General features: G+C 71.6%; 14 protein-coding genes. 7 read left to right on the forward strand and 7 right to left on the reverse strand.

Annotation, left to right across the window (positions count from 1 at the left end):
• The first annotated feature begins 181 nt into the window (after positions 1 to 181).
• Positions 182 to 1,423 carry a cytochrome P450 gene (locus ACBI99_RS08310; protein ID WP_375072015.1) on the forward strand — a complete coding sequence of 414 codons (1,242 nt, stop codon included), beginning with the start codon at positions 182 to 184 and terminating at the stop codon, positions 1,421 to 1,423.
• A gap of 9 nt (positions 1,424 to 1,432) precedes the next feature.
• On the opposite strand, the gene ACBI99_RS08315 is transcribed toward ACBI99_RS08310, so the two are convergent.
• Entirely contained in the window at positions 1,433 to 3,007 is a 1,575-nt protein-coding gene (locus ACBI99_RS08315; protein WP_375072016.1) for a hypothetical protein, read from the reverse strand.
• A gap of 447 nt (positions 3,008 to 3,454) precedes the next feature.
• Here ACBI99_RS08315 and leuS point away from each other — a divergent pair, with 447 nt between their 5' ends.
• Positions 3,455 to 5,908: a leucine--tRNA ligase gene (gene leuS, locus ACBI99_RS08320; RefSeq protein ID WP_219508328.1), complete on the forward strand. Its 2,454-nt coding sequence runs from the start codon at positions 3,455 to 3,457 to the stop codon at positions 5,906 to 5,908.
• 3 nt (positions 5,909 to 5,911) lie between these two features.
• Here leuS and ACBI99_RS08325 read toward each other — a convergent pair whose 3' ends face one another.
• Positions 5,912 to 6,880: a TIGR03557 family F420-dependent LLM class oxidoreductase gene (locus ACBI99_RS08325; protein WP_357588571.1), complete on the reverse strand. Its 969-nt coding sequence runs from the start codon at positions 6,878 to 6,880 to the stop codon at positions 5,912 to 5,914.
• Between the two features lie 50 nt (positions 6,881 to 6,930).
• A complete protein-coding gene (locus ACBI99_RS08330) occupies positions 6,931 to 7,353 on the reverse strand; it encodes a hypothetical protein (protein WP_357588569.1) in 423 nt (140 codons plus the stop codon).
• A 90-nt stretch (positions 7,354 to 7,443) separates the two neighbouring features.
• Here ACBI99_RS08330 and ACBI99_RS08335 point away from each other — a divergent pair, with 90 nt between their 5' ends.
• A complete protein-coding gene (locus ACBI99_RS08335; RefSeq protein ID WP_375072017.1) occupies positions 7,444 to 10,599 on the forward strand; it encodes a PDZ domain-containing protein in 3,156 nt (1,051 codons plus the stop codon).
• A gap of 57 nt (positions 10,600 to 10,656) precedes the next feature.
• Here ACBI99_RS08335 and ACBI99_RS08340 read toward each other — a convergent pair whose 3' ends face one another.
• The 4 genes from ACBI99_RS08340 to lexA form a co-directional block, all read right to left on the reverse strand.
• A complete protein-coding gene (locus ACBI99_RS08340) occupies positions 10,657 to 11,334 on the reverse strand; it encodes an NPCBM/NEW2 domain-containing protein (protein ID WP_219508332.1) in 678 nt (225 codons plus the stop codon).
• 40 nt (positions 11,335 to 11,374) lie between these two features.
• Positions 11,375 to 12,487, reverse strand: coding sequence for a MalY/PatB family protein (locus ACBI99_RS08345; protein WP_375072018.1), 1,113 nt, complete (start codon positions 12,485 to 12,487; stop codon positions 11,375 to 11,377).
• A 253-nt stretch (positions 12,488 to 12,740) separates the two neighbouring features.
• Positions 12,741 to 13,208, reverse strand: coding sequence for a DoxX family protein (locus ACBI99_RS08350; RefSeq protein ID WP_375072019.1), 468 nt, complete (start codon positions 13,206 to 13,208; stop codon positions 12,741 to 12,743).
• A 727-nt stretch (positions 13,209 to 13,935) separates the two neighbouring features.
• The gene (gene lexA, locus ACBI99_RS08355; protein WP_357588561.1) at positions 13,936 to 14,643 is read right to left on the reverse strand and encodes a transcriptional repressor LexA; all 708 of its coding nucleotides are present in this window, start codon (positions 14,641 to 14,643) and stop codon (positions 13,936 to 13,938) included.
• 656 nt (positions 14,644 to 15,299) lie between these two features.
• On the opposite strand from lexA, the gene ACBI99_RS08360 reads away from it, so the two are divergent.
• The 4 genes from ACBI99_RS08360 (at position 15,300) to ACBI99_RS08375 (ending at position 19,759) form a co-directional block, all read left to right on the forward strand.
• Positions 15,300 to 15,542 (forward strand): hypothetical protein, encoded by a 243-nt coding sequence (locus ACBI99_RS08360; protein ID WP_375072020.1) that lies wholly within the window; start codon positions 15,300 to 15,302, stop codon positions 15,540 to 15,542.
• Between the two features lie 290 nt (positions 15,543 to 15,832).
• Positions 15,833 to 16,129 carry a LysM peptidoglycan-binding domain-containing protein gene (locus ACBI99_RS08365; protein ID WP_246645630.1) on the forward strand — a complete coding sequence of 99 codons (297 nt, stop codon included), beginning with the start codon at positions 15,833 to 15,835 and terminating at the stop codon, positions 16,127 to 16,129.
• 364 nt (positions 16,130 to 16,493) lie between these two features.
• Positions 16,494 to 16,949 (forward strand): transcriptional regulator NrdR, encoded by a 456-nt coding sequence (gene nrdR / locus ACBI99_RS08370; protein ID WP_219508337.1) that lies wholly within the window; start codon positions 16,494 to 16,496, stop codon positions 16,947 to 16,949.
• Positions 16,946 to 19,759 (forward strand): vitamin B12-dependent ribonucleotide reductase, encoded by a 2,814-nt coding sequence (locus tag ACBI99_RS08375; protein ID WP_375072021.1) that lies wholly within the window; start codon positions 16,946 to 16,948, stop codon positions 19,757 to 19,759. The genes nrdR and ACBI99_RS08375 overlap by 4 nt, the downstream gene beginning before the upstream one ends.
• Positions 19,760 to 19,792 lie beyond the last annotated feature (33 nt).

A 19,792-nucleotide genomic window follows, 5' to 3' on the forward strand; every position in this document is an offset into this window, starting at 1 on the left:
ATCGCCGGCGGTGGGTCATCCGCGACCCGCCGGCGGATCGCTAGCCGAGGAGGAAGAAGAACGTCATGCCGGTCACCGTAGCCACCGTCCGGCCCGGCTCGCCACACATTTTCCGGCCACGTACGTACGGTGTACGTCGAAAGCATTGACGTACCGGTATCGAGGCTCGAATGATGGCCCCATGAGCGTCGTTGACTTCGACCTGTCCGACCGCGATTTCTGGGCCAGGCCCATGGGCGAGCGCCGGGAGGCGTTCGACCGGCTGCGCCGCCTGGACAGCCCGGCCTTCTTCGAGGAGCCGGAGATCTCGTTCGCCCCGAAGGGCCCCGGCTACTACGCCCTGGTCCGGCACGCGGACATCCTCGAGGCCAGCCGCACCCCGGAGGTGTTCTCGTCGGGGGAGGGCGGCGCGACGAACATCCCGGACATGCCGGCCGAGTTCGCCGAGTACTTCGGGTCGATGATCAACATGGACGATCCCCGGCACGCCCGCCTGCGCCGGATCGTCTCGCGCGCGTTCACGCCGAAGATGATCAAGCAGTTCGAGACCGACGTGGAGTCGGCGGCCGTCAAGATCGTCGACGACCTGCTGGCCAAGGGTCCCGGCTGCGACTTCGTCACCGAGGTCGCCGCCCGGCTGCCCCTGAAGATCATCTGCGACATGATGGGCATCCCGGAGCGCGACTACGGGTTCGTCTTCGACCGGTCGAACATCATCCTCGGCGGCTTCGACCCCGAATACACCGGCCCCGACCTCGGCCAGCTCGCCGAGAAGCTGCTCACCGCAGGCATGGAGCTGCAGCAGCTCGTCCAGGACCTGGCCGCGCACCGCGCCGAACACCCGACGAACGACCTGACCTCGTCCCTGGTCAACGCCAACATCGACGGCGAGCAGCTCACCCTTCAGGAGCTCGGCTCGTTCTTCATCCTGCTCGTCGTGGCCGGCAACGAGACCACCCGCAACGCGATCTCGCACGGCCTGCGCCTGCTCACCACGAACCCCGACCAGCGCGCGCTGTGGCTGAGCGACCCGGAGGCCCGCACCGCCACGGCCGTCGAGGAGATCGTCCGCCTCGCCTCGCCGGTCAACTTCATGCGCCGCAAGGTCACCCGCGACCACACGATGAACGGCCACCTCTACCGCAAGGGCGAGAAGGCCGTCCTCTACTACTGGGCGGCCAACCGCGACCCGGCGGTGTTCGAGGACCCGGAGCGGTTCGACATCACCCGCCACCCGAACCCGCACGTCGGCTTCGGCGGCCCGGGCCCGCACTTCTGCCTGGGCGCCCACCTGGCCCGCCGCGAGATCACGGTGATGTTCCGCGAGCTGCTGCGCCGCGTCCCCGGCATCGAGGGCGGCACGCCGGACCGGCTGCACTCCAGCTTCATCAACGGGATCAAGCACATGGAGTGCGCCTTCTAGCGTCCGGGCCTACCCCTGGGCGGTCACCTTCAGCCGGTTGATCACGGTGTTGAGGTCGGGGCGCAGGTTCTCGCCCTCCTCCGGGACCGACATGTAGACGACGGCCGGCAGCTCGGCGCCCGTGTCGAGCGCGGCCGTGACGATCGTGGCCTTCTCGCTCGCGGACGTGAGCGCGTACGCGATGAGCATGCCCTTGGCGTCGCCCACGGTCAGCTCCTGCTGGGCGATCTTCTTGACCCGGTTGGGCATCTCGAACAGGCGCTTGCGCGCGTCGACCACGACCGCCTTGATCGCCGGCTCCAGCTCGCCCGGCTTGGCGTAGGACGAGGCCAGCCGCTCCGGGAGCGGCCCGGTGAGCACCTGCGCGGCCAGGTTGGTGCCGACCATCGCGTACTGGCGGGTCTCGAAGCCGTACGTGCCCTTCACCGTGGGCCGCTCGTCCAGCCGCCAGGTGCCGCCGAGGCGCGGGACGGAGATGCCGGCGGCGGCGTCGGGCAGCGTGCCCGTCACGCCCGACGCCTTGCCCGGGAACTTCGGCAGGCGGGGGATCGTCGAGGTGGTCTTCTGCGGTCCGGGCGGCGGCGTCTTCGTGGTCTCCTGCGCGACGGGCGGCGTCTCCTTCGCCCCGGCGAGCGGACCGGCGAGGAACGCCCAGAGCAGGCCCGCGACCAGCGCGATCGCGACCGAGCCGGCCAGCGCGTAGATCCAGATGGGCTTGCCCTCCTCCAGGGTCTCGGGCTCGCCCATCTCGTTGTAGTCATCGCCGAAGACGGTGTCCCAGAGCTGCTGCTGGCGCTCGGGGGGAGGGGTGCGCGAGCCGCTGATCTGGCCGGCCGTGACGAACGGGCGGTCCGGGTCGGACGGGTCGCGGCTCAGGTTCGCGCCCGGCCTGCCGTGCTGCGCCTGGTGCTCGCCCGGCTGCTGGTGCGGGTCGTGCGCCTGGTCGAGGGGCTGGATCGGCTGCTGCTGCTGCTGCGGCTCGGCGACGGGCGCGGCGTGCGGCTGCCCGTGCCCCGGCGGCTGTGCGTGGCCCTGCGCCTGGACCTGGGAGTACGTCATCGTGCGCTCGTCGGCGGCCTGCGAGGTCGGCACCACCGGCTGGTCGGGCGGGGGCGCGCTGTACGGGGTGTCCAGCGGCGAGGGGGAGTGGTGGCGGGGCGCGGCGGAGTCCTGCGGTGGCCAGGGGGCCGGGGAGCTGAGGTTCGCCCAGGCGCCGGGCTGCGCGGCGGGCGGCTCCGACCACGCGGGCGCCGGGTCCGCGGGCTGCCCAGCGGTGTGCTGCCCAGCGGTGTGCTGCCCGGAGGAGGGCTGTCCGGTGGTGGGCCAGGACGTCGGCACCGGCTCGGCGTCGCGCCGGGCGGGCTGGGCCTCGGGCCGGGTGGCGTCGGCCCAGGAGAACTGCTCGGGCTGCGACGACCGGCCGGGCGGCTCGGGCCAGGCGGCGGCGGGGGGAGCCTCGGGCCAGGCGGTGGGCGGCTGCTGGGCCGCCGGAGGCGTTTCGGGCCAGGAGGTCGGGACATCCTCGCGCGGGGCCTCGGGCCAGGACGGTGGCAGGTGAGGTGCTCCGGAATGCTCCGTTGCCATTGCTGCCGGCCCTCCTGTGGTTATGTCCGGATTCGACGTGCTGTGCATGATCTCATGGGATTTTCCAGGAGACCCAGCCGGCTCCGCAGGGAAACGGGCGAAGCCGTGCGGATCGGTCGGCGGATCCTGCTGGGGCAGGTCGGCCTCCGGTCGTTCCGGCTCAGCTGAATGCACCACGGCGACGAGAGTATTCTAATGGGACATATGAGGTCACAACGGATCTATCACCATCAGGTCTCACCGGCCTGAAGGCTCCATTGTGCCCGCCCGCGCCGCTTGAGCGCCTGCATTCGGTTGAAGAGGTGCGCTAGGCTTGACCTATGCGTTCCGCGACCCTGCTTCTTAGCGGGCCGCGACGGCCCTGAAGATCTCGCCGTCGCGGCTGCCCCTCGTCCTGCATACGAGGGGTTTTTCTATGGGTCCGAGTCAATCAGAAGGACAACCGCCGTGAGTGAGTACGACCCGCAGGCGCTGCAGGCCAAATGGCAGCAGCGATGGGAGGAGCTGGACCCGTTCCGGGCGAGCGAGGACGCCGCCGACCCGCGCGAGCGGCGCTACATGCTCGACATGTTCCCCTACCCCTCCGGCGACCTTCACATGGGCCACGGCGAGGTGTTCGCGATCGCCGACGTGGTCGCGCGCTACTGGTTCCAGCGCGGCTACAACGTCCTGCACCCCATCGGCTGGGACTCCTTCGGCCTGCCCGCCGAGAACGCCGCGATCAAGCGCAACGCCCACCCCGCGGAGTGGACCTACGCCAACATCGAGACGCAGGCCAACTCGTTCAAGCGCTACGGCATCTCCTTCGACTGGTCGCGCCGCCTGCACACCAGCGACGCCGACTACTTCCACTGGAACCAGTGGCTGTTCAACCGCTTCTTCGAGCGCGGCCTGGCCTACCGCAAGGGCGGCCTGGTCAACTGGTGCCCCAACGACCAGACCGTGCTGGCCAACGAGCAGGTCGTGGCCGGCAAGTGCGAGCGGTGCGGCGCGGACGTCGTCAGGCGCGAGCTGACGCAGTGGTACTTCAAGATCACTGACTACGCGCAGCGCCTGCTGGACGACATGGACCAGCTCGAAGGCGGCTGGCCCGAGCGCGTCATGACCATGCAGCGCAACTGGATCGGCCGCTCCGAGGGCGCCGACGTGCTGTTCCAGATCGAGGGCCGCGACGAGCCCGTGCACGTCTACACCACGCGCCCCGACACGCTGTTCGGCGCCACGTTCTTCGTGGTCGCGGTCGACGCCGCGCTGGCCGACGAGATCGTCACCGACGAGCAGCGCCCCGCGTTCGAGGCCTACCGCGCCGAGGTCGCCAAGCTGAGCGACATCGAGCGGCTGTCCACCGACAAGGAGAAGACCGGCGTCTTCCTGGGCCGCCACGCGATCAACCCGGTCAACGGCGAGCGCATCCCCGTCTGGGCCGCCGACTACGTGCTGTCCGACTACGGCCACGGCGCCATCATGGCCGTGCCCGCCCACGACCAGCGCGACCTCGACTTCGCCCGCAAGTTCGGGCTGCCGGTCAAGGTCGTCGTGCACACCGGGCTGGCCGACCCCGGCGAGACCGGCGAGGCCACGCCCGGCGAGGGCCGGCTGGTCAACTCCGGCCCGCTCGACGGCCTGACCAAGGCCGAGGCCATCGCCAAGATCATCGAGATTCTGGAGGTCGACGGCAAGGGCGCAGGCGCGGTCAACTTCCGGCTGCGCGACTGGCTGCTGTCGCGGCAGCGGTTCTGGGGCACGCCGATCCCGATCATCCACTGCGGCGACTGCGGCGAGGTGCCCGTTCCCGACGACCAGCTGCCGGTCACGCTGCCCGACCTGCGCGGCGAGGCGCTGTCGCCCAAGGGCGTCTCCCCGCTGGCCAGCGCCACCGACTGGGTCAACGTCGAGTGCCCCAAGTGCGGCGGCCCGGCCAAGCGCGACACCGACACCATGGACACCTTCGTCGACTCGTCCTGGTACTTCCTGCGCTACTGCTCGCCCGGCTACACCGAGGGCCCGTTCGACGTCGAGCAGGTCCGCAAGTGGGGCCCCATCGACCAGTACGTGGGCGGTGTCGAGCACGCGGTGCTGCACCTGCTCTACTCGCGCTTCTTCACCAAGGTCCTGCACGACATGGGCATGGTGAGCTTCACCGAGCCGTTCCTGCGGCTGCTCAACCAGGGCCAGGTGATCAACGGCGGCAAGGCGATGTCGAAGTCCCTGGGCAACGGCGTCGACCTGGGCCAGCAGATCGACGACTACGGCGTCGACGCGGTCCGCCTGACGATGGTGTTCGCCGGCCCGCCGGAGGACGACATCGACTGGGCCGACGTGTCGCCGGCGGCGTCGCAGAAGTTCCTGGCCCGCGCCTTCCGGGTGATGGACGAGACGGCCAGCGAGCCGGGCGTCTCCTTCGAGGGCGGCGACCTGGAGCTGCGCAAGATCACTCACCGGACCATCGACGAGGTCACCAAGCTGGTCGAGTCCTACCGCTTCAACGTCGCGGTGGCGCGCATGATGGAGCTGACCACGGCCGCCCGCCGGGCGATCGACTCCGGCCCCGGCGCCGCCGACCCGGCGGTGCGCGAGGCCGCCGAGGCGCTGGCCGTCATGCTGTCGCTGGTCGCCCCCTACACCGCCGAGGAGGGCTGGGAGCGGCTGGGCCACACCGGCGGCACCGTCGCCAAGGCAGGCTGGCCGGTCGCCGACCCGGCGCTGCTCGTCCAGGAGTCGGTCACCTGCGTCGTGCAGGTCGCGGGCAAGGTGCGCGAGCGGCTGGAGGTCCCGCCCGGCATCTCCGAGGACGAGCTGCGCGAGCTGGCCCTGGCCTCCGAGAAGGTCCAGGGCTACCTCCAGGGCACCCCGCGCAAGGTGATCGTCCGGGCGCCCAAGCTGGTCAACATCGTCCCCTGACGCTCACAGTCGGCGCAGGGCCGGCAGGAGGTCCTTCTCCGCCCAGGCGAAGAAGGGCTCCTGCTGGTCGGCGCCGATCTGCACGAGCGCGACGTGGGTGTAGCCGCCGTCGAGATAGGCGCGCACCGCCTCCACGACCGCGTCCACGTCGTTGCCGCACGGCACGCTCTGCGCGACGTCGTCGGGGCGTACGGTCGAGGCGGCGGCCGCGAAGTTGACCGGGCCGGGCAGCTCGGCCATGACCTTCCAGCCGCCGACGCCCGACCAGCGCCACAGCCGGTGCGCGCGTTCCTTGGCCGCCTCGGCGTCGGTGTCGTAGGAGAGCGCGAGCTGCCCGTACACCGGCTTGCCCGAGCCTCCGGCGTCGGCGAACGCGCTGACCACCTCGGGCATCGGGTCGTTGATGACCAGGATGTCCCCGTACTCGGCGGCGAGCCGCGCCGAGCTGGAGCCCGAGGCGGCGATCGCGATCGGCACCGGCTCCTCGGGCAGGTCGTACAGCTTGGCCGAGTCGACGTCGTAGAACTCGCCCTGGTAGGTGACGTAGCCGCCGCCGAACAGCTCGCGGATGATCTGCACGGCCTCACGCAGCATGCGGTGGCGCACGTCGGCGGACGGCCAGCCCTCGCCGATGACGTGCTCGTTGAGGTTCTCGCCCGCGCCGAGGCCGAGCGTGAACCGGCCGCCGCTCAGCACGCCCATCGTGGCCGCCTTCTGCGCCACCACCGCCGGGTGGTAACGCATGATCGGGCAGGTCACGTACGTCATGAGCGGCAGCCGGGCGGTGGCCTGGGCCGCGGCGCCGAGCACCGACCAGGCGTACGGTGAATGGCCCATCTCCTCGACCCACGGGAAGTAGTGGTCGGAGATGACCGCGTAGTCGAAGCCCGCCTGCTCGGCCCGGGCGGCGAAGTCGACGAGCTGCCGGGCGGGCGTCTGCTCGCACATCAGGGTGTAGCCGAATTCTGCCATGATGTCCGGACTACCCGGCTTCGTACAGGCTAGTTACCGGCCGGTGGAGATCAATGATGGTCCGCCAGCTCCTCCACCACCAGGCCGAGCCCGATGCCCAGCAGCCAGATGTCCTTGACGATGCCGATGCCCTCCTGCGACGGGCGCAGGCTGCCCTCCTGGCGCAGGCCCGGCGTCTTCAGGTAGAGCCCGATCAGCCCGCCCGCGAACCCGGTCAGCGCCACCCCGGCCAGCAGCGACGGCACCACGGGCAGCAGCAGGGCGGCGCCGAGCGCGATCTCGGCCTTCGACAGCAGCTTGACGAACCGCTGCGGCTCCAGCTTGCCCAGGAACGGATACGGGACGGTCGCCATCCCGTGCACCCCGGCGGCGGTCTGTTCGTCGGCGTGCGCCTTGGACAGGCCGGAGTTCAGGATGATCGCCCCGGCGGCGATCCTGGGCGGCATCTGGTGAGCGCGTGCGCAGAGTCTCATGCCGTGCTCCTGCCCCTGACGTGCGCGGCTGTCCGCTGAGCGCGGAAATTATCCTCTACGGTTCGATGGGCTGCGCATTAGTGTTCAGCTGTGACAACTGGCGCTTACCTGAGATTCCCGCACCTAAACGGTGACCTCGTCACCTTCGTCGCCGACGACGATGTCTGGCTCGCCCCCGTGACCGGCGGCCGGGCCTGGCGGTTCACCGCCGACCGGACCCCCGTCTCGGCCCCGCGTTTCTCCCCCGACGGCAGCCGCATCGCCTGGACCAGCACCCGCGAAGGCGCCCCCGAGGTGTTCGCGGCCGAGCTCGACGGCGGCGAGGGCGAGCGGCTCACCCACTGGGGCTCCGCCTCCACGCAGGCGCGCGGCTGGAGCGACGACGGCAGGCCCCGCGCGATCAGCGCCACCGGCCAGGGCGGGCGCAACAGGACGTGGGCGTACGAGATCCCGCTCGACGGCGGCCCCGCCACCCGCCTGCCGTACGGCTGGGTGAGCGACCTGTCCACCAGCGGCGATCGCGTGGTCACCGTGTCGCCGATGTGGCGCGAGCCGTCCGCCTGGAAGCGCTACCGGGGCGGCACCGCGGGCAAGATCTGGATCGACGCCGACGGCACCGGCGAGTTCACCCGGCTGTTCGCCGACAGCGCCGCCCAGCACTGGGCCGCCATGTGGATCGGCGACCGCATCGCCTTCCTCGCCGACACCGACGGCACCGGCAACCTCTACTCCGCCCTGCCCGACGGCTCCGACCTGCGCCGCCACAGCTCACACGACGCGTTCTACGCCCGCCACGCCGCCACCGACGGCGAGCGCGTCGTCTACTCCCACGCCGGAGACCTCTGGCTGCTGGAAAGCCTGGACGCCGAGCCGTACCCGCTCGACATCCGCCTCGGCGGCCCCCGGCCGGCCCGCGCCCGGCGGCCCGCCCCCGCCCGCGTCGGCGGCTTCTCACCCGACACGTCCGGGCGTGCGAGCGCCGTCGAGATCCGCGGCACCGCCCACTGGCTCACCCACCGCGACGGCCCCGCCGGCGCGCTGCGCGTCGAGCCCGGCGTCCGCGTCCGCCTGCCGCGCGCCCTCGGCTCCGACGGCCGCGCGATCTGGGTGTCCGACGCCACCGGCGAGGACGGCCTCGAGATCGGCACGCCCGGCGGCGAGATCCGCACCCTGGCCGCCGGCGAGCTCGGCCGCGTCCTCGAACTGGAGGCCGCCCCCGACGGCAAGCACGCCGCCGTCGCCACCCACGACGGCCGGCTCCTCGTCGCCGACCTGGAGACCGGCGACCTGCGCGAGCTCGACCGCACCGGCTACGGCGACATCAGCGGGCTGACGTTCTCGCCCGACTCCGCCTGGCTCGCCTGGGTGCACCCGCACCACAACCCGCTCTCGCAGATCAAGATGGGCCGCCTCGACGGCACCTCCGTCATCGAGGTCACGCCGCTCCGCTTCGCCGACTACGACCCCGTCTTCACCAAGGACGGCAAGCACCTGGCGTTCCTGTCGGTACGCACCTTCGACCCGGTCTACGACGCGCACGTCTTCGACCTGTCGTTCCCCGCCGGCTGCCGGCCGTACCTGGTGCCGCTGCGCGCTGGCACGCCCTCCCCGTTCGACCCGAGCCTCCAGGGGCGCGGCTTCAACGGCGAGGACGACCACCCCACGCCGGAGGAGAAGAAGAAGGACAAGGACGACACACCGCCGCGCACCGAGGTCGACCCCGAAGGGCTCGCCTCCCGCGTCGTGCCCGTCCCGGTGCCCGCCGCCCGCTACAGCAACCTGCGCACCGCCAAGGACGCGCTGCTCTGGCTGCGCCACCCGCTGTCCGGCCAGCTCGGCGACGGCACCGAGCAGACCGGCGAGGTCGTCCTGGAGCGCTACGACCTGGCCAAGCGCGCCAAGTCCGAGCTCGGCAAGGAGATCCGCGCCTTCGAGGTGAGCGGCGACGGTACCCGCCTCGTCCTCAACGGCAAGAACGGCCTCCAGACCCGCCCGGCCGGAGACGGCGACGACGTCGTCACCATCGACCTCGACCGGATCTCCGTCCAGCTCGACCCCGTCGCCGAATGGCGGCAGGGCTACCGCGAGGCCGGGCGGCTCATGCGCGACCACTTCTGGCGCGCCGACATGAACGGCGTCGACTGGCAGGCCGTGCTCGACCGCTACGAGCCGCTGGTCGAGCGGATCGGCTCCCACTCCGAGCTGGTCGACCTGCTGTGGGAGGTGCAGGGCGAGCTCGGCACCTCCCACGCCTACGCCATCGCCAACGGCGCCCCCGTCGACCCGCGCCGCCGCCAGGGCCTGCTCGGCGCCGACCTGTCCCGCGACGACGACGGCACCTGGCGTGTCGCCCGCATCCTGCCGGGCGAGACCTCCGACCACGACGCCCGCTCGCCGCTGCTCGCGCCCGGCGTCGCCGTCCGCGCCGGTGACGCGATCGTCGCCGTCAACGGCCGGCCCGTCGACCCGGCGCGCGGCCCGCTGCCCCTGCTCGCGGGCACGGCGGGCCACCCCGTCGAGCTCACCGTACGGGCCGGCACCGGCGGCGAGCCGCGCAAGGTCGTGGTGACGCCCATCGCCGACGAGCTCCGGCTGCGCTACCACGACTGGGTGGAGAACCGGCGCGCCTACGTCCGCGAGGCGTCCGGCGGCCGGCTCGGCTACCTGCACGTGCCCGACATGGTCGCCGCCGGGTGGGCGCAGTTCCACCGCGACCTGCGTACGGAGATGGCCCGCGAGGGTTTGGTCGTGGACGTGCGCGAGAACGGCGGCGGGCACGTCTCCGAGCTCGTGCTGGAGAAGCTGTCACGCCGGGTCACCGGCTGGATCCAGGTGCGCGGCAACCAGCCGATGCGCTACCCCGAGGACTCGCCGCGCGGCCCCGTCGTCGCCGTCACCGACGAGTACGCCGGATCCGACGGCGACATCGTCAGCGCCGGGATCAAGAACCGCGCCATCGGCCCGCTCGTCGGCGTCCGCACCTGGGGCGGCGTGATCGGCATCGACTCCCGCTACTCGCTGGTCGACGGCACCGCCGTCACGCAGCCGCGCTACTCGTTCTGGCTCGAAGGGCCCGGGTGGGGGGTGGAGAACCACGGCGTCGACCCCGACGTCGAGGTCGTCATCACCCCGCAGGACCGCGTCGCCGGGCGCGACCCGCAACTGGAGAAGGCCGTCGAGCTCGCGCTCGCCGCGCTGGAGGAGACCCCGGCGGCCACCGCCCCGGACCTGCCGCCTCTGCCCTGACCCGAGGCATGCGGGGCGCCCCTCCCGACAACGCGGGGGCGTCCTGCCCGGCGGCCCTCACGACACCCGAGGGTCGCCCCACACGGCGGTCGAGGTGAAGCAGGTCTCGGCCTCCGTCCGCAGGATCACGACGCTCGCCCCGTCGAGGGTCACGTCCATCGTCGCCGGCCGCTTGAGCTGGGCGGCGACCGAGCCGACCTCCTCGTCGGAGTCGGGCTGGCCGTCCTCGTCCCGGTCGGCGAAGACCGTGAACGTCACCGCCTGCTCACTGTCCTCGGCCTCGGCGAGCCCCACCGTGGCCTCGAACCGCTGGTAGCCCTTGCCGAGCGGGAAGACCGTCGTCGCCATGTTCGTCCCGCAGTCGGTCGCGAAGCCGAGGCTGTGCCGGTAGGTGTGCCCGCCGATCCGCTGCGTGCCCTTGATCGGCGCGGACTCGGTCGGGGTCAGGCTCGACAAGAGGAGGGCGCCCTCCGTGAGCGCCGACCGGCCCGGCTCCGGCGACGTGCCCGCCGGCTCCGTGATGGTCGCCGTCGCGGTGATCGTCACCGTGGCCGCCGGCGACGGCGTCACCTGCGCCGCCTGGCTGGCCCCCTCGTCCTTACCGGCCAGGTAGGTCATGTAGGCCACGACCACGCCCGCCAACGCGGTGATCACCGCGGCCAGGATCTGCCCGTTGCGCCCCTCGCGCGCGGCTTTGACCGCGGGGTCGTCGTCGTCGCGTGGCTCTGTCGTCATTCATCCTCGGCTGGGGGTTACGCGGAGTGAGGAATGACGATCATACCGTCACCGAGCCGATCCTACGCAGGATCTCCTCCAGAACGGGCCGGCCGGTCGCGAAGTTCAGCCGGACGAACGTCTCCCCGCCCGGCCCGAACGCCGCCCCGTCACTCAGCAGCACCCGGGCCTCCCGCTCCAGCACCTCCGCCATCCCCGGCCGGCCGTAACCCAGCCACGCCAGATAGGTGGCCTCCGGCACCCGGTACGTGACGCCCTCCGGCAGGCCGGACGCGATCAGGTGCCGGTTGTGGTCCAGCAGCGCCCGCGTCTCCTCCAGCCACGCGTCGCCGTGCCGCCACGCCGCGACCGTCGCCTCCACGCCGAACACGCTCGGCGACCCGAACACGAACTCCGGCTGCGCGTCCAGCGCCTTACGCGCCGCCGGCGCGCCCACGTGCGCCACCGAGCAGCGGATCCCGCCCAGGTTGAACGCCTTCGTGGCCGACGTCAGCGTCACCGTACGGTTCGGCAGGATCGTCGCGAACGGGATGTGCCGGTGCGGCTCGTACACCAGGTCGGCGTGGATCTCGTCCGAGATCACCAGCAGGTCGTGCCGCTCCGCGTGCTCCGCCAGCTCCTCCAGCTCCGCCCGGGTGAACACCCTGCCGGTCGGATTGTGCGGATTGACCAGCAGCAGCACCCGGCATCCCGCCAGATCCGGCACCTCGAACCGCCACGAATCCCCGTCCGCCACCATCGGCACCGGCCGCAGCGGCCGGCCCATCGACTCCAGCGTGCCCAGGAACGGGTGATAGGCCGGAGTGTGCAGCGCCACCGCGTCACCCCGCTCGGTGCAGACGTGCAGGAGCACCTGCAGGGCCTGGTTCAGGTCGGAGTACGTGCGCACCGACCCCGCGTCCGCCGCCCAGCCGAACCGCGCGGCCATCCGCTCCGCGAACGCCTCCGCCAGCGGCTCGCACTGCGGGCTGTCCAGCCACACCGGGTAGCCCAGGTCCCCGTCCGCCCGCCGCCGCAGCGCCTCACGCACCGCCGGGGCCGTGCGGAAGTCCATGTCGGCCACCCAGGCGGGAATCACCCCCGGGGCGGCCTTCGCCCACTTCAGTCCGTCATTGGATGCCTTGAAGTCCTTGCCCACGAATGCGTCGCTCACCCGATCAGTGTAGAAACATCCGGATTCGTCCGCCGGGCTGGTCCGTCCGCCGAGCCGGTCCGTCCACTGAGCCGGTCCGTCCACTGAGCCGGTCCGTCCATCGAGCCGGTCCGTCCACTGAGCCGGTCCGTCCACTGAGCCGGTCCGTCCCCTCAGGCCGACCGGCCTTCTCGCGCCTCACGTCGCCAAGGGCGGCCGCCTCGGCCTTCCCCTCGCCCAGAGGCCTCCACCTCGCCCAGCGGCGGACCAGGGGCTACTTCACCCAGCGTCCTTCACCACCCCCAGCAGTCTTCACCGCGCCCAGCAGCCTTGAAAGCACCCCCAGCGGCCTTGACCGTGCCCAGCGGCCTCTACGGCGCAGCAGCCGCGCCGTACTCCGCCGCCGCCCCCACGCGATCACACCGCTCACCACGAGGAGCGCCAACGGCAGCACCACACTGCCCCCGGACACGAACGCCTCCGTCACGACGGCCCCCGCCATCAGCCCCACGAACGCCAGCCCCGCGAGCCCCGCCAGCGCCGGCACCAGCAGCGCCACGGCCCCCGCCACCTCCAGCACCCCGACCAGCTGCCGGAACCAGTCCCCCCAGCCGATCGCCTCGAACGTCGACGCCGCAGGCTCCGCCCCGGCGAACTTCGCCAACGCCCCCATCACGAACCAGCCCGCCGCGACCACCTGCAGCACCCACAGAGCGAACCCGCCCACCTTGCTCTTGTCCATGCAACCGACGCTACGAAGCCCCTGTGGGACGCGGAATCGCCCTGCCTACCGGACCAGGGTGCACCTAGATGCACCACCCCCGAGCACACGCCCGCCGGTCCGAACGAGAGAAGCCGCACAGGGATGGGCACAGGCAGCCGCGAGGTGCCCCCTAGTACGAGGACCACGCTCATCTCCCGCCGGACTTCAGGCTGGAGCACAGGCCGGGGAATCGGAGGAGAGAGGGCACGAGGAGAGAGCGCGTGAGGGGGAGGGCATGAGGGTCGGCAGGGGCACCGTGCGGCGGCGGCAGCGTGCGGCATGGGGTGCGTGCGGCAGTGGCACGTGCGGCGGCCGGACTGGGCCTGCGGCGGCGGCTGGGGCTGGGGCTGGGCCTGCGGCGGGGACCCCGGGGCGGCGACTGAGGCCGGGGCCGCGCCTTGGGCCGGGGCCCGCGCCTTGGGCCGGGGCCGCGTCTGGCGTGGGCGGCGCCTGAGGCCGGGACCGAGGGATGGGGCGGCGACTGGGACGGGGGCCGCGGGCGAAGGGCAGGGGCGGGCCTGGGCCGCACCTGGGGCCGGGCTGGCTCCGTCGTCGGTAGGTGGGGGCCAGGGGTGAGCCGGGGCGTACAGAGGCAGCGGAAAGCGTGCGTGCCGCGGATGCAGGAGGGGGCATCCGCGGGCACGCCGGGAGGGGGCTCGTGGCGACCGGCTCGGGCAAGAGGGTAGGCCCGGGCCGGCGTCGAAGGTCAGAGGCGGCGCAGGACCGCTACGACCTTGCCCAGGACGCTGGCCTCGTCGCCCGGGATGGGCTCGTAGTTGGGGTTGTGCGGCACCAGCCAGACGTGGCCGTCCTTGCGCTTGAACGTCTTGACCGTGGCCTCGCCCTCGATCATGGCGGCCACGATGTCGCCGCTCTCGGCGACCGGCTGCTGGCGGACCACGACCCAGTCGCCGTCGGCGATGGCGGCGTCGATCATCGAGTCACCGGCGACCTGGAGGAGGAACAGCGTGCCCTCGCCGACAAGCTGCTTGGGCAGCGCGAAGACGTCCTCGACGCTCTCCTCGGCGAGGATTGGGCCACCGGCGGCGATGCGGCCCACGAGCGGGACGTAGGCGGCGGTGGGCCGGCTGACGGGCGACTCGTCGTTGGAGGCGTCGGGGTCGACCCAGAGCACCGGCTCGCCCGGCAGGCGGACCTCAAGCGCGCGCGGGCGGTGTGGGTCACGCCGCAGATAGCCCTTGCGCTGCAGGGCGGTCAACTGGTGCGACACGCTGGACGTGCTCGTCAACTGCACGGCTTCGCCGATCTCGCGCATGGACGGCGGATAGCCGCGCTGCTGCACCGAGTCGCGGATCACCTCAAGGATCTTGCGCTGCCTCGGGGTCAGCCCCAGGGAGTCACGTCGGCGCACCGCGAGGTCGGTGACCCCGTTTGCCTCGTCCCGCTCGCTCATGCTCTGCCTCCTCGCCCGGCGGGCCGCCTTACCGGCGCCCCTCCCGGTCCGTGGTCTTGATGTCGCACACAGCGACCGTATCGCTCTTGAAGATCATCTTCAAACAATTGTTCGAGTCTTCCTCGAAATCGGTCGCGGCGTGGTGTACAACATCGTACGGGAGTTCGATCGACATCGTGTTCGATATGCCGATCTTTATGTGGCCCGTTTCGCGGGCCGCGACGGCGGGAGGTCAATCGTGCGAACGACCACAATCACAGACGCGACCAGCGACGACGTCAATCATCTCACCCTCATCGCCGACGCCACCCAGGACAGACGCCCCGCCCGGGCGCACGGGGAATCCAGGGGCGGCGACGCGGAGGCAGGGGGCGGGGAGGCCGGGGGACGGGCGAGGGGGAAGGTGAGCGGGCGTTCGAGAACTCGCGGGGGAGGCGCTGGGCGGTCATACGGGGACGGGGAGGGCATTCGGCGCGCCGGCCGTTCGGCGGGAGGTTCGGGGAGCCGTGGCGTGACCGGCTCCGCGGGTGGTGGCGCTGGGGAGCGCGGATCGGCAGGGAGTCGTGGCATGGGGGAGCGTGGGCAAGCGCGGGGGCGTGGCGTAGGCGACCCCGGCGCGGCGGGACGGGGCGCGGGCGGGCCAGACGTGGCGGGTCGTGGCGCGAATGGGCCTGGTGTGGCGAGACAGGGCACGGGCGGACCGGCCGGCGCGGGTGAGCCTGGCGCGGGTGGGCGTGCGGGCGGGGGTGCTGGGGAGCGGCCTCGGCTGTGGTTGGTGCCGCCGCCCCGGGCCGAGGTGGGGGCCGAGGGGACGGACCGTACGGGCCGAGAGGGGCGGCGGGTTCGAGGAGGCGTACGGGCGGCGCGGCGGCGCGGCGGTGCACCGGTGCGCCTCGTGAAGTCGGAGGGCGCGGCGTCCCCGGGGCGGCCGGGCATGGTGCTCGTGCAGAGCTCGGGCAAGGGCGCCGCGCGACGCTGGGCGGAGGGGGCGGCGTGGCGCTCCGGGGAGAAGGGCGTGCCGGGGCGGCAAGGGGACACGGCTCCGGGGCGGCGAGGGCGGAGGGTGCAGGTGAGGCGAGGGGGCAAAGCTTCGGCGCGGCGGGGAAGCGAGGCGCCGGCGCGCCGGCGAGGCAAGGCGGCGCGGCCGGGAGGCATGGCGGTTCGGCAAGGGCAGAGGGTGCCGGTGCGGTTGACGCGGCGGGGGAGGGCGGTGCTGGTGATGGGGGTGGCGCTGCTGTCGCTGGCCGGGTTCTGGCTGGGGACGCGGGCGGCGAGCATGGCGGAGGCCGAGCCCGCGACCCCGGCCCAGGTCGGCGCGCCGTGGATCGAGGTGCAGCGTGGCGACACGATCTGGACGATCGCCGATGCCATGGCCGGGGAGGGCGAGGACCCGATGGCGATCGTGGCGGAGATCCGGCGGCTCAACGGGTTGCCCGATTCGCTCATCCGGACGGGCACCAAGTTGTACGTGCCGGCGTCGCCGTGAACTGAGGGGCGAGAGCGTCACACGGGGGAAGCGGTGTGACGCTGGTTCACGCGCGAGCGGGGGCGCAAACGGCGTGACAGGGGACCGCTGCGGTGACGGATGTGACACCGCCGGGGCGACACGCCCGGGGAGGGCGGCAGTGCCGCGCCTGATCAGCGACTTCCGCGGCGGGGGGTCGCTCAACTTGCGTTCATGGTCGCGCGCTTCTACGGTTGGACCACAACATCTAGTAGTTACACCGATGTAGTTCACCACACCTTGTGTTTACGCGACCGCTCCACGGACAGCCGTGGAGTGTGCGCGAGCGTACCGGGGCGCGGGTTCGGCGCATGTGGTGACCCGGGGTCCGAGGAGGCGTACGCGCGTGCATTGTCCGTTCTGTCGCCACCCCGACACGAGGGTCATCGACAGCCGCTCCACGGAGGACGGCGCGGCGATCAGACGCCGTCGCACGTGCCCCGACTGCGGGCGACGCTTCACCACCCAGGAGACCGTACTCCTCATGGTGAGCAAACGCAGCGGGGTGACCGAGCCCTTCTCCAGGGACAAGGTCGTCGCGGGCGTGCGGCGGGCCTGCCAGGGCAGGCCGGTGAGCGAGGACTCGCTGGCCCAGCTCGGCCAGAGCGTGGAGGAGGCCATCCGCGCCAAGGGTGCGGCGGAGATCCCCTCCAACGAGGTGGGGCTGGCGATCCTCGGGCCGCTGCGCGCGCTCGACGAGGTGGCCTATTTGCGTTTCGCATCGGTATATCGCGGTTTCGAAAGCCTGGCGGACTTCGAAGCCGAGATCTCTCAGTTGAAGGCGGAGAAGGGGGAGTCATGACGGAGACGGCCAGCGGTTCAGTCACGCGCGGAGGAAACGGTGGAAAGCGCCCGCGCAAGGGCCTGAAGATGAAGCGGATCTTCACCAAGCCCGGCGTGCATCCGTACGACGACGTGACGTGGGAGCGCCGTGACGTCGTCATGACCAACTGGCGCGACGGCTCGGTCAACTTCGAGCAGCGGGGAGTCGAGTTCCCCGAGTTCTGGTCGGTCAACGCCGCCAACATCGTGACGACCAAGTACTTCCGCGGCGCCGTCGGCACCCCGCAGCGCGAGTTCAGCCTGCGCCAGCTCGTGGACCGCGTCGTGGGCGTCTACACGCGCACGGGCGTCGAGCACGGCTACTTCGCCACCGACGAGGACGCCGAGATCTTCGACCACGAGCTGAAGCACGCCCTGATCCACCAGGTGTTCGCCTTCAACTCGCCGGTCTGGTTCAACGTGGGCACCCAGTCGCCGCAGCAGGTGTCGGCGTGCTTCATCCTCTCCGTGGACGACCAGATGGAGTCGATCCTGGAGTGGTACAAGGAAGAGGGCGTGATCTTCAAGGGCGGTTCCGGATCGGGCGTCAACCTGTCGCGCATCCGCTCGTCCAAGGAGCTGCTCTCCAGCGGCGGCACCGCCAGCGGCCCCGTGTCGTTCATGCGCGGCGCCGACGCGAGCGCCGGCACGATCAAGTCCGGCGGCGCCACCCGCCGGGCCGCCAAGATGGTCGTGCTCGACGTGGACCACCCCGACATCGAGGAGTTCATCGAGACCAAGGCGCGCGAGGAGGACAAGGTCCGCGCGCTGCGCGACGCCGGGTTCGACATGGACCTGGGCGGCAAGGACATCGTCTCCGTCCAGTACCAGAACGCCAACAACTCGGTGCGCGTCTCCGACGAGTTCATGCGCGCGGTGGAGAAGGGCGGCGAGTTCGGGCTGCGCGCCCGCCTCAGCGGCGAGGTGATCGAGACCGTCGACGCCCGCGACCTGTTCCGCAAGATGGCCAAGGCCGCGTGGGAGTGCGCCGACCCGGGCGTGCAGTACGACGACACGATCAACGACTGGCACACCACCCCCGAGACCGGTCGCATCACCGCCTCCAACCCGTGCAGCGAGTACGTCCACCTGGACAACTCCTCCTGCAACCTGGCCAGCATCAACCTGCTGAAGTTCCTGAAGGACGACGACTCCTTCGACGTCGCGAACTTCGTCAAGCTGACCGAGCTGATCATCACCGCGATGGACATCTCGATCTGCTTCGCCGACTTCCCGACGGAGAAGATCGGCGAGACCACCCGCGCCTACCGCCAGCTCGGCATCGGCTACGCCAACCTGGGCGCGCTGCTGATGGCGACCGGCCACGCGTACGACTCCGACGGCGGCCGGGCGGTGGCCGGGGCGATCACGTCGCTGATGACCGGCGTGTCCTACCGCCGCAGCGCCGAGCTGGCCGGGGTCGTGGGCGCGTACGACGGCTACGCCCGCAACGCCGAGCCGCACAAGCGCGTGATGCGCAAGCACGCCTCCGCCAACGACGGGCTGCGCACGATCGGCTCGATGGACGCCAAGATCCACGCCGAGGCGACCCGCCAGTGGTCGGAGTGCCTCAAGGTCGGCGAGAAGAACGGCTACCGCAACGCCCAGGCCAGCCTGCTGGCCCCGACGGGCACCATCGGCCTGATGATGGACTGCGACACCACCGGCATCGAGCCGGACCTGGCGCTGGTCAAGTTCAAGAAGCTGGTCGGCGGCGGCTCCATGCAGATCGTCAACCAGACGATCCCGCGTGCGCTGCGGCAGCTCGGCTACCAGCAGGAGCAGATCGAGGCCATCGTCGAGTACATCGCCGAGCACGGCCACGTCGTCGACGCCCCCGGCCTGCGGCACGAGCACTACGAGGTGTTCGACTGCGCGATGGGCGAGCGGGCGATCGCGCCCATGGGCCACGTGCGGATGATGGCCGCCACGCAGCCGTTCCTGTCGGGCGCCATCTCCAAGACCGTCAACCTGCCCGAGTCGGCCTCGATCGACGACATCGAGCAGGTCTACATGGAGGGCTGGCGGCTCGGTCTCAAGGCCCTGGCCGTCTACCGCGACAACTGCAAGGTCGGCCAGCCGCTGTCGGCCGGCGGCACCAAGAAGGACGAGGCCAAGCCGGACGCCGAGCCCGAGGTCAAGGTCATCGAGGTCAACCGGCCGACCCGGCGCCGGATGCCCAACCAGCGGCCGAGCACCACGACCCGCTTCACGGTCGGCGGCGCCAAGGGCTACATGACCGCTTCGTCCTACCCGGACGACGGGCTGGGCGAGGTCTTCCTCAAGATGTCCAAGCAGGGCTCCACGCTGGCGGGCGTCATGGACGCCTTCTCGGTGGCGATCTCCATCGGTCTCCAGTACGGGGTGCCGCTGGAGACGTACATGAGCAAGTTCGTCAACATGCGGTTCGAGCCGGCGGGCATGACGGACGACCCGGACATCCGGATGGCCACGTCGGTGATGGACTACATCTTCCGCCGCCTGGCGCTCGACCACCTGCCCTACGAGGAGCGGGCGGCGCTGGGCATCTTCTCGGCGGCCGAGCGGGCGGCGCAGCAGCGCGGCGAGGACCCGGCGGCGCTGCAGGAGACGGTCGACCGCGAGGCGCTGGCCCAGTCGGCGCCCATCGAGGAGAAGCCGAAGCCGGAGCCGTCCAAGGAGCTGACGCTGGAGAGCCACCAGCGCTTCACGGCCGACGCCCCGCTCTGCATGACGTGCGGCACCAAGATGCGCCCGGCGGGCAGCTGCTACGTCTGCGAGGGCTGCGGCTCCACCAGCGGCTGCAGCTGACGACATCCGGGGATCCGGGCGCGCCCGGGTCCC

It is taken from the genome of Nonomuraea sp. ATR24 (genome assembly GCF_041950485.1).
GTDB lineage: Bacteria > Actinomycetota > Actinomycetes > Streptosporangiales > Streptosporangiaceae > Nonomuraea > Nonomuraea ceibae.

Coding starts and splice junctions, on each gene's coding strand:
- ACBI99_RS08310 (WP_375072015.1), top strand. CDS start 182: ATGAGCGTCGTTGACTTCGACCTGTCCGACCGCGATTTCTGGGCCAGG.
- ACBI99_RS08375 (WP_375072021.1), top strand. CDS start 16,946: ATGACGGAGACGGCCAGCGGTTCAGTCACGCGCGGAGGAAACGGTGGA.
- ACBI99_RS08330 (WP_357588569.1), bottom strand. CDS start 7,353: ATGAGACTCTGCGCACGCGCTCACCAGATGCCGCCCAGGATCGCCGCC.
- ACBI99_RS08350 (WP_375072019.1), bottom strand. CDS start 13,208: ATGGACAAGAGCAAGGTGGGCGGGTTCGCTCTGTGGGTGCTGCAGGTG.
- ACBI99_RS08340 (WP_219508332.1), bottom strand. CDS start 11,334: ATGACGACAGAGCCACGCGACGACGACGACCCCGCGGTCAAAGCCGCG.
- ACBI99_RS08325 (WP_357588571.1), bottom strand. CDS start 6,880: ATGGCAGAATTCGGCTACACCCTGATGTGCGAGCAGACGCCCGCCCGG.
- lexA (WP_357588561.1), bottom strand. CDS start 14,643: ATGAGCGAGCGGGACGAGGCAAACGGGGTCACCGACCTCGCGGTGCGC.
- ACBI99_RS08315 (WP_375072016.1), bottom strand. CDS start 3,007: ATGGCAACGGAGCATTCCGGAGCACCTCACCTGCCACCGTCCTGGCCC.